This window comes from Massilia oculi, from assembly GCF_003143515.1.
In the GTDB taxonomy this organism is placed as follows: domain Bacteria; phylum Pseudomonadota; class Gammaproteobacteria; order Burkholderiales; family Burkholderiaceae_D; genus Telluria; species Telluria oculi.
On sequence record NZ_CP029343.1, the window covers coordinates 5,310,897 to 5,323,395 of the forward strand.

Below are 12,499 nucleotides of genomic sequence, written 5' to 3' on the forward strand. Positions count from 1 at the left end.
CACGCCGCCGATGCGTGCGAACGTGTCCGATAACTTGCGATAGTATTGTTGTCAAGTGCCGGGGCAGGACGCCCTGGCTGTCCCACGTCTTTCCAAGGAGGCTGTGATGGCAACAATCAACGCACCAACCATGGACCGCCGGTCCATTCCCGACCGCCGGGTCACCGTCCATGCGCGCGAGCGCTCGGCCATGTCCGCCGTCGACTACATCGCGATGGCGCTCCTGATCATCGGTGGCCTCAACTGGGCCATGGTCGGCCTGTTCGACGTCGACATGGTCGCCACGCTGTTCGGTCCCGAGTCCGCGCTGACCCGCATCGTCTACGTGGTGGTGGGCCTGGCCGCGCTGTACTCGATCTATACCACGGCCAAGATGGCCAGCAGCAAGCGGCATTAATTGACGACCCGATCCGTGCGCATTGGCCTGATCTCCGACACGCACGGGCTGCTGCGGCCGCAGGCGCTCGAATTCCTGCGTGGCAGCGATCACATCCTGCACGCCGGCGACATCGTCGGCGCGGACATCCTCGACCAGCTCGCCGGGCTGGCGCCATTGACCGCCGTCCGCGGCAACAATGACCACGGCGACTGGGCGCAAGCCTTGCCCGAGAGCGTCACCCTGGTACTGGGAGGCGTCACCATCCACCTGCTCCACGACCTCAAGGAACTCGCCGTCGATCCGGCCGCGCAAGGCGTGCGCGTGGTCGTGACCGGCCATTCGCACAAGCCCGCCTGCGAAGAACGCGGCGGCGTGCTCTACGTCAACCCGGGCGCCGCCGGACGGCGCCGTTTCACCTTGCCGGTGTCGGTTGGCGAACTGCTGGTCGACGATGGACGGGTGGAGGTCCGGCTGGTCACGCTCGACGTACCGTAAGCAGGCGTTGCCTCACTTCTTCTGTGTCGACAAATAAGCCCGCAAGCCGTGGGTGACGACCATCGGCAACACGCTGGCATGGTCTTCGTCGGCGAACACCTTCAGGCGGGTACGCAGGTGCCGGTAGCCGCGGCCCTTGAGCGCCGCATCGAATTCGCGCAGGTCGGCCACCATGTCGGCATCTTCTTCCGCACGCGAGCGCTTCTTGCCGGGCGCCAGGGTTTCCAGGCTGCCGATGCCGAAGAATACGCTGGCCGGCAAGTCCTTGTTGCGCGCGGCATAGGCTCGTTCGCGCTCGAACATGATGCCGGCGTCGAACCACAGCGAGGGACTGCCGAGGATGTAGTGCTCGAAGCTGCGCGGCGCCTCGAGCATCATCTGCAGGCCGAGCAGGCTGCCGTAGGAGTGGCCGACAAAGATCTTGCGCTTCATGTCGGCGCGGTAGTGCCGGGCGATGAAGGGAAAGACTTCGCCGGTCAGGTAGCGGCCATAGGCCGACGCTTCGCCGAAGGCGGGCGCGCGGCCCTGCATGTCGGAGCGATAGGCATGCTTGCGCGGGGTCGTCGGCGTGTAGTCGCGGCGGCGGCTGAAGACGGCGCCGTCGCCCTTCGCATACGACAGGCCGACGACGATGGCTTCTTCCATGCCTGCATGCCGATTCAGGCGCGACGCGATATTGCGCACCACCGGGAAGGCGTAGTCGGCATCGACCACGAATACGACCGGATAGGCGCGCTTGCTCGTGGCATAGGAATCCGGCAGGGCGATGAAGACCTGGTAGTCGCGCCCGAGGGTGGTGGCGCGGACGTCGCGTACTTCGGTATTGGCCAGGACGTAGGGTGAGGGGGCGGCGGGAGCCGCCGCCACGAGCGCCGAAAGAGAAAACACGCACGCGGCAAGGATTGCTTTCACGCGAAGACCTTTGTTGTTGTCGTGCAAGCATTGTCACACAGCTCGTTGTCTCAGGAAAGCAATGCCGAGGCCGGGCGCGGGTGCCCGAAATCCCTTAAGATAGGGGCCGTTTCATCAACCGCGCAGCACATGACTCTCCAGTCCGACCAACCCCGTTTCAAACCCCGCCCCTGGACGCCCCTCGAGACGCCGCAGGACGTCGAACTCTGGATTGACGAGCACAACGCCGCGATGCGCGAGCTGATCCGGCCGCAAGAGACCGGCGTCGGCATCTGTTTCACGCTGGCCGAGGGCGGCACGGTGCATATGCAGACGACGGAAGACGCGATCGTGCTCGACGTCGACGACGACGCCGCGTGGATCGCGCCACTGATCATGGCCGCCACCGGCGCCGAGCAGCCGCGCGGCCACTACTGGCTGCTGCCGGACGACAGGCTGGTGCAGCTGATCCTCGGCCTGTCGATGCTGGTGCAGAGCACGATGCTGGTGACGGGCCACAACTTCGGTGCGGCCGGTCGCCGCGCCTGGTGATGTCAGCTTCTCGGTCGTTGCCGCCAAGGCGCCCGGCGAGGGCGGGAACGACGCGTCAATCGTGGAGTTTCGCCTGATCGATCATTCTTGCTTCAGTAGGGCAGACCGGTCACGTCGAGCCGCACTTGCCACACGGCGCCGGCGCCCGTGATGTACAGGGTCTTGCCGTCGGCGCCGCCGAAGGCCACGTTGGTGACGTTGGCGTCGGTCCGGATGGTCGCCAATTTTCGGCCCTGCGGCGTGAACACGCGCACGCGCTTCGGTCCATGCTCGGTCACGTACAGGTTGCCGTGGCAGTCGAGCGTCATGCCGTCGCCGTTCTCGATGCCGCGGATGACATCGTGGCCCGCCTGCGGCACGCCGTCCCTGATCGGATAGGCGCGCACCGCGCCGTCGCTCGCGTTCACGTACAGGGTGTCGCCGTTCAGCGAGAGCGCGATCCCGTTCGGATTCTTGCGCGTGCCGTCCACCAGCGTCACGACGCCGTCGGGTGCGATGCGGTAGATGCCGGTCACCGGCTGGCCGCCGGGAGCGGCGGCCTTCTGGTAATCCGGGTCGGTGAAGTAGATGGTGCCGTCGGCCGCGATCGCGATGTCGTTCGGTGAATTGAAGACCTGTCCCTGATAGCGCGTGGCGACCTCCGCACGCTGGCCGGTCGCGACGTCATAGCGCGACATGGCCTTGTACTTGTGGGTTGCGGCGATCAGCGCGCCGCTGGCGTCGACCGCCAGGCCGTTGCTGCCCGCGTCCTCGAGCGCCGTGCTCACCGTGCCGTCGGGCGAGAACTTGCGCACGCGCGAAGGGAACCCTGTGCTGAAGCTGAAGTCCGAGAAGTACAGCGCATCCCTGATCCATACCGGTCCCTCGTACAGCCCCGGCTCGCTGCGCGACGGCTTGATCGCGGCGATCCGTTCTGCCTTGAGCTCACCCGATGGCGGCTTGCCGCTGCAGCTGGCGGGCATGGCGGCAGCGGGCAGGGCGGCAACCACGCTGGCCGCGAGCAGGGCGCGAACGAGGGGAGCGAAGCGGAATGGACGGGATGGGGTCATCAATGTGGTCTCCTTTTATGAATGCCTGGGTTGGCGTGCGCTGTGTTAACGCTACCATTTCAATCGAATCAATTGTATCCTTATTAAGCAATGGTAACCCGGGCCGCTCGACCGGCACGGCATTCGAACGAAAACATTCTGCAAGGAGACCTGAATGATCGACCTGAATCGGCGCGGCCTGGTGATGGCTGCGGGTGGTGTGCTGGCGGCCGGCGCGGTGGGCATGCCGGCCTGGGCCAATCCCGAACGCAAGCTGGGCTATGCGGTCGTCGGCCTGGGCGGTTATGGACTGGGCCGCATCATCCCCCAGTTCAAGGAATGCCGGCACAGCCGCCTGGTGGCGCTGGTCAGCGGCGACCCGGCCAAGGCGAAGAAGGTGGCCGCTGAATATGGCGTGCCCGAACGCGGCATCTATCATTACCAGAACTACGACGGCATCCGTGACAATCCGGACATCGACATCGTCTACATCTGCCTGCCCGTCTTCATGCATGCCGAGTACACGATTCGCGCCGCCCAGGCCGGCAAGCACGTGATGTGCGAAAAACCGATGGCGATCAGCGTGGCGGAATGCGAGCAGATGATCGCCGCCTGCCGCAAGGCCGGCAAGAAGCTGATGCTGGGCTATCGCTCGCGCTTCGAGCCGCACAACGTCGAGGCGATCCGCCTGGCGCGCAGCGGGGCGATCGGCAAGCTGCGCTATTTCCGCTCCGAACACGGGTTCATCGCGCGCGATCCCAATGCCTGGCGCATGAAGAAGGCGCAATCGGGCGGCGGCTCGCTGATGGACATCGGTATCTACGCGCTGCAGGCGGCGCGCTACATGACCGGCGAGGAGCCGGTTGCCGTGTTCGCCAAGGAAACCACCGACCGCAGCGATCCGCGCTTCCGCGAGGTCGAAGACATGATTGACTTCCAGCTCGAATTCCCGTCCGGCGTCATCGGTTCATGCATGTCGATGTACAGCGCCAACCGCAACCAGTTCGTGCTGATGGGCGACAAGGGCCGGATCGAACTGGAACCCGCCACCGCCTACAGCGGCCAGCGCATGTGGGTCGGCGGCGAGCGCAGCGAGAAGACCCTGGTGACGCCGCCGGCGGGGCCGTATGCGAACCAGTGGGTCGGCCAGCTCGACCATATGGCGCAATGCGTGAAGGATAACCGCGAGACCATCGTGCCGGGCGAGGAAGGCTTGCGCGACATCCGCATCATCGAGGCTGTTTACCGCTCGGCGCGAGAACAGAAGCGCATCGCTCTGCGCGGCTAGTCACCGACGCTGGTTTTCGGTTATAAAGTGCCACTGACCGTGGTGCAGGGTAAGAGTCGATGGTTGAGGTAGCAACGAAGGGGCGGCGGCAGCGGTGCATGGCCGCGGGAATGGCGGCAGCCTTGCTTGCCATCGTGCTGCCGGTCGCGCGCGGCGCCGACCTGATGGGCGAGACCAGGGCCCGCGGCGTCTTGCGCATCGCCGTCGAAGGCACGTACCCCCCTTCAATTTCAAGGATCCGAAGACCGGCCACCTGACCGGCTACGACGTCGAGGTGGCGCGCCTGGTTGCCGCTAGGATGAAGCTCAAGCCGCAGTTCGTGTTCACCGAATGGAGCGCCGTCCTGCCGGCCGTAACGTCAGGCAAGGTCGACGCCGCCATCAGCCAGGTGATCATCACGCCCGAGCGCGAGCAGTCCCACGACTTCTCGGTCCCCTATACCTATTCGGGCTTCCAGCTCATCGTGCGCAAGAACGAGCGCGCCAGTTACCGCAGCCTGGCCGACTTGAAGGGGCGCAAGCTGGGCGTGCGCCAGGGCAGCGTGTTCGAGCAGCGGGCGCGGGCGGTGAAGGGGATCGAGGTCAGGACTTACCCGGCCGTGCCCGAGAACCTGCAGGACCTCGCCTTCGGGCGCATCGACGCGTCGCTCGACGACAGCCTGATGGTGAGCTACCTGCTGAAGCATTCGGAATTGCCGATCAAGGCCGGACCACGGGTGGGCGAACCGGTGCGCATCGGCGTGGCTTTTCGCAAGGGTAATCCGGACTTCAAGGCCGCGATCGACAAGATACTGAACGAGGCGCGCGCCGAAGGCACCCTGCGCCGGCTGTCGTTCAAGTGGTTCGGCGTCGACGCCAGCAGCGCCCCGCGCTAGTCGCGGACGACGCACACGGTAACAGGCGCGGCCCGTCTTGCGGGCCGCGCCAACGGTTGTCCGCCGGCGGCCCTGGTGCTGATCTTGCTGCTTACCGGCACTCTGTTGATTGCCGGCACGCTGACCGGCGCGGCTCGCTGCCGATCTCTTTTCGTCCAGTTCGGGGTAATTCGGCGCTTTATCGCCATGTCCTTTGAATCAGACAAATTCAGCAGTCAGTCTGAGATTCATCGGTAGGCCAGCATAATCCCTTGCTGGCGCAGAAGGGACTGCATCTCGCCGAAGATGGCCACCTGCTGCTCGAGCCTGCAGCCGCCGTGGCCTCCGCCCTTGACCGTATGCATTACATTGCAGCAGGCAGGCGGCCTTCACGGCATGCAATCGATGGTGCAGCGTGATGGTCGCCATGGGCGCTCCTTACATGTTCGGATAGTTGGGGCCGCCACCGCCCTCCGGGGTGACCCAGACGATGTTCTGGGTCGGATCCTTGATGTCGCAGGTCTTGCAATGCACGCAGTTCTGGGCATTGATCTGCAGGCGGTCGCCGCCATCCTCGCGCTTGACGAACTCGTACACCCCGGCCGGACAGTAACGCTGTTCCGGACCGGCATACCTGGCCAGGTTGACGTCGACCGGGACGCTCGGATTCTTGAGCGTCAGGTGGACCGGCTCGTCCTCGCGGTGGTTGGTGTTCGAGATGAACACCGACGACAGCTTGTCGAAGGTCAGCTTGCCGTCCGGCTTCGGATAAGCGATCGGCTTGTAGTGCGAAGCCGGCTTCAGGCATTCGTGGTCGGCGTGCTGGTGGTGCAGGGTCCAGGGCGCCTTGCCGCGGAACACGATCTGGTCGATGCCGGTCATGATCGTGCCCAGGACCAGTCCCTTGCTCATCCACGGCTTGAAGTTGCGCGCGATATGCAGCTCTTCGTGCAGCCACGATTTCTCGAATGCTGCCGGGAAGGCGCTCAGCTCGTCGCTCGAGCGTCCTTCGCCCAGCGCCGCGAAGGCGGCTTCGGCGGCCAGCATGCCGGTCTTGAGCGCCGCGTGGCTGCCCTTGATGCGGCTGGTGTTCAGGAAGCCGGCGTCGCAGCCGATGAGAACACCGCCCGGGAACACGGTCTTCGGCAAGGATTGCAGACCCCCAGCGGTGATGGCGCGCGCGCCATACGAAATGCGCTTGCCGCCTTCGAAGAAGCCGCGGATGTCCGGGTGGGTCTTGTATCGCTGGAATTCCTCGTACGGCGACAGATAGGGGTTCTGGTAACCCAGCCCCACCACATAGCCGACCGCGACCAGGTTGTTTTCCAGGTGGTACAGGAAGGAGCCGCCATAGGTATCGTTCGGCAGCGGCCAGCCGGCCGTGTGGATCACCAGGCCCGGCTGGTGCCTGGCCGGATCGATCTCCCACAGCTCCTTGATGCCGATGCCGTAGGTCTGCGGATCCTTGCCCTTGTTCAGGTCATACTTCGCCATCAGCTGGCGGCCCAGGTGGCCGCGCGAACCCTCGGCGAAGAAGGTGTATTTGGCGTGCAGTTCCATGCCGAGCTGGAAGTCCGCGCCCGGCTCGCCGTCGCGGTTGACGCCCATATTGCCGGTCGCCACGCCCTTGACCGAGCCGTCCTCGTTGTACAGGATCTCCGCGGCCGGGAAGCCCGGGAAGATTTCCACGCCCAGGCTTTCGGCCTGCTGGCCCAGCCAGCGCACGACGTTGGCGAGCGAGACGATGTAGTTGCCGTGGTTCTTGAGCGCCGGCGGAATGGCGAACACGGGCGTCGAAAACGATTTGGTTTCGGTCAGGAACATGACACGGTCTTCCGTGACCTGCGTGTTCAGCGGTGCGCCTTTTTCTTTCCAGTCAGGAATCAGTTCGTTTAGCGCACGCGGATCCATCACCGCGCCCGACAGGATGTGGGCGCCCAGTTCGCCGCCTTTCTCCAATACGCAAACCGATACTTCCTGGCCTTTTTCTGCAGCCAGCTGCTTGAGCCGGATCGCCGCGGCCAGGCCGGCAGGGCCGCCGCCGACGATCACGACGTCGTACTCCATGGCTTCGCGCGGTCCGTATTGTTCGATGAGGGTGCTTGTCTCTGTCATGGTTGTCAGGGTGCTCTTAGTAGGCAATCTTGAAAATAGCACGAGTGTGCGGGTTTTTGCTGTTCAATGCAACTTGCGCGCCATTGTAAAGGCAATATTAGATGAGGCAATCTAATACTGGACATTTGTGGGATGATGATGCTTTCGCAATCAGCCAGGTTCGTGGCCGGCATGACAGCATTGGGGAGCGGGACGTGGGAATCGAAGTCAATTTCGAAGGAAAGATCGCGATGGTCACCGGCGCGTCAAGCGGACTCGGCGCGCGCTTCGCGAAGGCGCTGGCCGGGGCCGGAGCGCAGGTCGTGCTGGCCTCGCGCCGGGTCGAGCGCTTGAAGGAATTGCGCGCCGAGATCGAGGCCGATGGCGGGGCCGCGCACGTGGTGCGCCTCGACGTGACCGACCTCGGCAGCATCAAGGCGGCGATCGCGCACGCCGAGACCGAGGCGGGGCCGATCGACATCCTGGTCAATAATTCCGGCGTCTCGTCAACCCAGCGTCTGCTGGATGTCGGCGAAGACGACTATGGCTATATCATGGACACCAATCTGCGCGGCGCCTTCTTCATGGCGCAGCAGACGGCCAAGCGCATGATCGCGCGCGCCAAGGGCGACCCGCGCAAGCAGCATCGCATCGTCAACATCGCCTCGGTCGCCGGCCTGCGCGTGTTGCCGCAGATCGGCGTGTATTGCATGAGCAAGGCCGGCGTGGTGCAAATGACCAAGGCGATGGCGGTGGAGTGGGGCAAATACGGGATCAACGTCAATGCGATTTGTCCCGGCTACATCGCCACCGATTCGAACGAGGATTATTTCAACACCGAACCAGGCCGCAAGCTGATCGAGATGTTGCCGCGCAAGCGGCCGGGCAAGCCGGAAGACCTCGACGGGCTCCTGCTGCTGCTGGCGGCGGAAGAAGCCCATTTCATCAATGGCGCCATCATCACGGCCGATGACGGGATGACGGCGCAGTAATTTTTTGGGAAGCAGAGACAGGGAATGAGTAGCAAGAAGCTGGTTCACACCATGCGCATGCCGATCCGCTGGGGCGATATGGACGCCATGGGGCATGTCAATAACACGAATTATTTCCGTTACATCGAGTCGGCCCGCATCGCCTGGCTGGAACAGGTGGGCGGCCTGCCGGATTCGCGCGCCGAAGGACCGGTGATCGTCAATGCATCGATGAACTTCCTCAAGCAATTGACCTATCCGGGAGAGATCGAGATACGCACCTTCGTGGCGCCACCGGGACGCTCGAGCGTCGAAGTGTCGCACGAGATCCGCCTGGTCGGAGCGGACGGCGCACCGGGGGACCTGCATGCCGACGGCGTGGCCAAGGTGGTGTGGGTCGACTTCAAGCTCGGCAAGTCGGCGCCGTTGCCGGAATCCCTGCGCGCCGGGCTGCCGGCTGAATAAACCGGGCGCGACCGCGCACGATCATCTGCCACTGTTGCGCTCGCCATCGTGGCGACGCTCCGATGCAAGCACGTGTGACCGAACCCGTGCACCACACCTCGAATCAGATCATTCTCCGTTCAGCCGTTCGATGACATGCCGCCGTGCATGTCATCCACGCTCGATATGGCGTCATCCGATATTTGTTCGATATCTCCTTGTCGCTTATTGACGAATGCCGCTGTGCATAACTTTCTATAAGCTGTGGTGATGATGGCATGTCGCGTAGAAACTCTGTTTCCTCGGGCGCATCAATCAATATCAAGTCTACATTTTTTAGCCTAGTTCAATTTCTTAGTGGGAAAACTCTTTGTTTATATGAGTTGATGAAATAGCCAACAGAAAATATTTTCCTGAAGTGATGGAACTCATTGGCCATTGGAAACCTCCAACGACCTCATTTCATCATTGTGTAAGGAAAGATTCTGTGAACAATTCCACTCGACTCCAGCCGAAAGCCAAACTCATGGTGCTTGCCCCTGCGTTTGCCGTGCTTGCCGCATGTGGCGGTGGCGGGGATCCTGCCGCGTTTGATCCGGCCAGTGTTTCTTTGGCTGAAGTAGAAGCTCCAGTTCGTCCCGCCGATTATGCCCCCGACACCACTGCCACTACCGCAGCCGATGCGCCCGCCACCGACGCCATGCCGGACGCGAACTCCGCCGATGGCGCCGCCGCGACCGCCGCCCCTGCCACCACGACCGACGCCCCCAGTGGAAACAAGTCCCTGGCAAGCGTGACTGCCGTGGGTGCCAGAGATCCTCTCAAGCAACCGTTTGCCAGCAACAGTATCTGGAACATGCCCATCGGTAGCGATGCGCGGTTCGTGCGCGCCAACCTGAATTCGCGACCGGGCAATAATATTTGGGCACAAATGCCTGGCATCGACGATGAGAAAATCATCCTCAAGCCAACCGCGCCGCTGGTCAACATCAACTACAGCAATGCCGCCTGGACCGGCCGGAATCGTTGCAGCGCGACGGGCGGCCTGATGTACCAGGTGCCGATGCCCAGCAATTACATCATTCCCAACACCAACAAGAACAGCTCGGCCGTGTTCCTGATGAGGGATGGCCGCACGCTGGTGCAAACCCAGCCGCTGGCGCGCTGCACCGCCGGAGGACCGGCCACATCCTTTGCCAAGTTCACCAATGTCGACCTGTACGGTTCAGGCATTACCGGAGCGCACGGCGGCTCGGGCCTGTCGGCCATCGGCGGCAGCATCCGCCTCGGTGAGTTGCGTCCTGGTAGCTCGACCGGTCCGCGCCACGCGCTGAAGGTCAATGTGTATGCCAAGGAAGCGCTGTACCGGTGCACGACGCGCAGCGCCTGCTCGCGCTGGCCGGCAACGACCTCGGACAGCTATGCGGTCGGCTGGTACGGCAGCGCCACCGGCAACCGCAACACCGCCATGAAGATGGGCGCCTTGCTGGCAATTCCCGGCACTACCTCGATCACGTCGCTGGGCCTGGAAACCACGCCGGCCAAACAACTGGCCTGGACGCTGCAGAACTATGGCGCCTACATCGTCGACGACACCTATGCGCCCGGTTTCGACATCAGCGCCGAAGACGGTCCGGACGGCTCGAAACGCGCCGAATTCCGGCGCGACTGGGGCTTCGACATGAATCAGAAGGTCCAGGGCAATACCGCCTGGGTGCGTGACATCCAGCGCCTGATGAGGGCGCTGAGCGTGGTCGACAACAATAGCCCGACCAGCATCGGTGGCGGCGGCACCCCGCGCCAGCCACTGGCGCCTGCGATCGCACCATAAGTTCCTCGCAAGAGCACGAGCCGCCGCATCAAAATGCGGCGGCTTTTCATGGCCGTCGTTCATGATAGTGATCACTTTGCTGATTATAATATCCGCCGCCGAATATGCTAATGTCGAATTATTGTAATCAATGAATTAAGAAAGCTGTGCGTGGCTGATAGGCCTTCGTCAAGCTGTTTCGTGAAAAATCTCACGCCCCAACTCCCATGGGGCTGGGCGGATCGGCGATCTTGTCGCTGTGAATCCAATGAGGAATAGTAAAACCATGCTCGTCAGCGATATATTTTTATTGCTCATGCATGGTTTGATATTCATCACGCCCCGCCGATCGCAAAAAAATAGAATTTCAATGTAAATTCATTTCATGCAGAGGGCGGTAACAAAATGGGCATTGAAAACACCACCGCTCATGCGATTCCAACCAGTTTCTTGAAAGAAGGAAATTTGCCTTTTGCATTGCATGCAGAAAAGACCAACGTTTCCAGCCGTTTTTACGAAAATGCCATTCCTGACTTTGCGGAAGCGGTCCTCGAGCGCCTCTATGCCAATATCTATTGCACACTGACCCGGATCGGCATCTACGAACGGCTCGACGACATCCACACCTTCGCTGCCGCCGACGAGCATGACATTGTCCTGCTCATCCTGTTCCGGATCGATCGCGACACGGTCCGCATGGTCAACCAGCAGGTCGCCCTGAGCGCGGGCGACCTCGCTTACTTCGCCGCCAACGTGTTTTACCGCTACCCGTCGGCAAGGCGCATCGAAGGCTATGCGCTCGACACGCGCATCGATGCGTCCACGTTCGCCTTTCCCGTCCAGGTCCTGCCCCAGCTCGAAGAAAACGTGGTCCAGCTTCCGCCCAGCGCGGACGCCTATATGCGGCAGCTGGGCAAGAGCACCAGGGAGCTGATGCGGCGCAGCATGCGCAAGTGCGCAGCGCACTTTCCCTCCTGTCGTTTCGACGTGCTGTCGACGCACCAGATCACCCCGCGCCATGTACGCGAACTGGTCCACCTGACCGACCAGCGGATGGGAGCGCGCAATGCCGCGCCGTATGTCGCCAATACCGACATCGACCGCATGGTGAGGCTGGCGCACAGCCACGGCTACCTTGGCATCATGCTGATCGACGAGCGCATCGTGGCGGCCAGCCTCTACTTCAAGGTCGGGACGCGCCACTTCCTGCACCTGGTCGGCCACGATCCACGTTTCGATGCCTACCGGCTAGGCCGCCAGGTGACCCTGCAGACCATCTTCCATGCCATCGCGATGGGCGGCCGCGAACTGTGGATGATGGGTGGGCATCACGGCTGGAAGTCGCATTTCCTGGCGCGCCGCACGCTGCTCGGCAGCGTGACGATCTACCGTTCCCGCGCTGCGGCGCTCGTCTGCTGGCGCACCTTGTTGCGCAACGCGGCGCGCTCCCGGCTGCACGACCTCCGGCTTCTCATGGGCGAGGCGCAGGCGCGGGACGGCGCGGGCAGCAGGCTCCTCGGCCATTGGGTTGCCGCGCTGCGCCACTCCAAAAAAGGCCTGCGACGCCTGCGCTTCCTGCTGGCGGGGGGAGCCAGCAAGCCGTGCTTCCGGCGCGAAGAGGGCGACACGGATGCCTGACGGCCTGCGGACCATGAAGATGGGCGCGGTGCGGCCCGGCGCACAACCTGCCAGGC

Annotated in this window: 12 protein-coding genes; 9 read left to right on the forward strand and 3 right to left on the reverse strand. The window is 63.0% G+C overall.

Annotated features, from left to right (window positions below):
* Positions 1 to 106 precede the first annotated feature (106 nt).
* Entirely contained in the window at positions 107 to 397 is a 291-nt protein-coding gene (locus DIR46_RS23850; protein WP_205289034.1) for a DUF378 domain-containing protein, read from the forward strand.
* Positions 398 to 874, forward strand: a complete 477-nt coding sequence (locus DIR46_RS23855; protein ID WP_229446387.1) for a metallophosphoesterase family protein — start codon at positions 398 to 400, stop codon at positions 872 to 874. It abuts the gene before it with no gap.
* 12 nt (positions 875 to 886) lie between these two features.
* Here the strand turns inward: DIR46_RS23855 and DIR46_RS23860 are convergent, their stop codons facing one another.
* Positions 887 to 1,786, reverse strand: a complete 900-nt coding sequence (locus DIR46_RS23860) for an alpha/beta hydrolase (protein ID WP_229446388.1) — start codon at positions 1,784 to 1,786, stop codon at positions 887 to 889.
* Positions 1,787 to 1,915: 129 nt separating this feature from the next.
* Here DIR46_RS23860 and DIR46_RS23865 point away from each other — a divergent pair, with 129 nt between their 5' ends.
* Positions 1,916 to 2,317: a hypothetical protein gene (locus DIR46_RS23865; RefSeq protein WP_109347458.1), complete on the forward strand. Its 402-nt coding sequence runs from the start codon at positions 1,916 to 1,918 to the stop codon at positions 2,315 to 2,317.
* Between the two features lie 92 nt (positions 2,318 to 2,409).
* Here DIR46_RS23865 and DIR46_RS23870 read toward each other — a convergent pair whose 3' ends face one another.
* Positions 2,410 to 3,366 (reverse strand): SMP-30/gluconolactonase/LRE family protein, encoded by a 957-nt coding sequence (locus tag DIR46_RS23870; RefSeq protein WP_109347459.1) that lies wholly within the window; start codon positions 3,364 to 3,366, stop codon positions 2,410 to 2,412.
* A 154-nt stretch (positions 3,367 to 3,520) separates the two neighbouring features.
* Here DIR46_RS23870 and DIR46_RS23875 point away from each other — a divergent pair, with 154 nt between their 5' ends.
* Both DIR46_RS23875 and DIR46_RS23880 read left to right on the forward strand, forming a co-directional pair.
* A complete protein-coding gene (locus DIR46_RS23875) occupies positions 3,521 to 4,633 on the forward strand; it encodes a Gfo/Idh/MocA family protein (protein WP_109347460.1) in 1,113 nt (370 codons plus the stop codon).
* Between the two features lie 94 nt (positions 4,634 to 4,727).
* Positions 4,728 to 5,507: a transporter substrate-binding domain-containing protein gene (locus DIR46_RS23880; protein WP_229446389.1), complete on the forward strand. Its 780-nt coding sequence runs from the start codon at positions 4,728 to 4,730 to the stop codon at positions 5,505 to 5,507.
* Between the two features lie 417 nt (positions 5,508 to 5,924).
* Here DIR46_RS23880 and DIR46_RS23890 read toward each other — a convergent pair whose 3' ends face one another.
* On the reverse strand, positions 5,925 to 7,601 hold the full coding sequence (locus tag DIR46_RS23890; RefSeq protein ID WP_205289035.1) for an electron transfer flavoprotein-ubiquinone oxidoreductase: 1,677 nt from the start codon (positions 7,599 to 7,601) through the stop codon (positions 5,925 to 5,927).
* A gap of 194 nt (positions 7,602 to 7,795) precedes the next feature.
* On the opposite strand from DIR46_RS23890, the gene DIR46_RS23895 reads away from it, so the two are divergent.
* The 4 genes from DIR46_RS23895 (at position 7,796) to DIR46_RS23910 (ending at position 12,443) form a co-directional block, all read left to right on the forward strand.
* Positions 7,796 to 8,572: an SDR family oxidoreductase gene (locus DIR46_RS23895; RefSeq protein ID WP_109347462.1), complete on the forward strand. Its 777-nt coding sequence runs from the start codon at positions 7,796 to 7,798 to the stop codon at positions 8,570 to 8,572.
* A 24-nt stretch (positions 8,573 to 8,596) separates the two neighbouring features.
* Positions 8,597 to 9,016: an acyl-CoA thioesterase gene (locus tag DIR46_RS23900; protein WP_109347463.1), complete on the forward strand. Its 420-nt coding sequence runs from the start codon at positions 8,597 to 8,599 to the stop codon at positions 9,014 to 9,016.
* Positions 9,017 to 9,926: 910 nt separating this feature from the next.
* Entirely contained in the window at positions 9,927 to 10,826 is a 900-nt protein-coding gene (locus DIR46_RS26825) for a hypothetical protein (RefSeq protein ID WP_162819614.1), read from the forward strand.
* Positions 10,827 to 11,210: 384 nt separating this feature from the next.
* On the forward strand, positions 11,211 to 12,443 hold the full coding sequence (locus DIR46_RS23910) for a GNAT family N-acetyltransferase (protein ID WP_109347464.1): 1,233 nt from the start codon (positions 11,211 to 11,213) through the stop codon (positions 12,441 to 12,443).
* The last annotated feature ends 56 nt before the right edge of the window (positions 12,444 to 12,499 follow it).

Bases quoted from the DNA above. Each gene is read 5' to 3' on its own strand.
- DIR46_RS23900 (WP_109347463.1), top strand. From the start codon at position 8,597: ATGAGTAGCAAGAAGCTGGTTCACACCATGCGCATGCCGATCCGCTGG.
- DIR46_RS23870 (WP_109347459.1), bottom strand. From the start codon at position 3,366: ATGACCCCATCCCGTCCATTCCGCTTCGCTCCCCTCGTTCGCGCCCTG.
- DIR46_RS23910 (WP_109347464.1), top strand. From the start codon at position 11,211: ATGGGCATTGAAAACACCACCGCTCATGCGATTCCAACCAGTTTCTTG.
- DIR46_RS23865 (WP_109347458.1), top strand. From the start codon at position 1,916: ATGACTCTCCAGTCCGACCAACCCCGTTTCAAACCCCGCCCCTGGACG.
- DIR46_RS23850 (WP_205289034.1), top strand. From the start codon at position 107: ATGGCAACAATCAACGCACCAACCATGGACCGCCGGTCCATTCCCGAC.
- DIR46_RS23890 (WP_205289035.1), bottom strand. From the start codon at position 7,601: ATGACAGAGACAAGCACCCTCATCGAACAATACGGACCGCGCGAAGCC.
- DIR46_RS26825 (WP_162819614.1), top strand. From the start codon at position 9,927: ATGCCTGGCATCGACGATGAGAAAATCATCCTCAAGCCAACCGCGCCG.
- DIR46_RS23875 (WP_109347460.1), top strand. From the start codon at position 3,521: ATGATCGACCTGAATCGGCGCGGCCTGGTGATGGCTGCGGGTGGTGTG.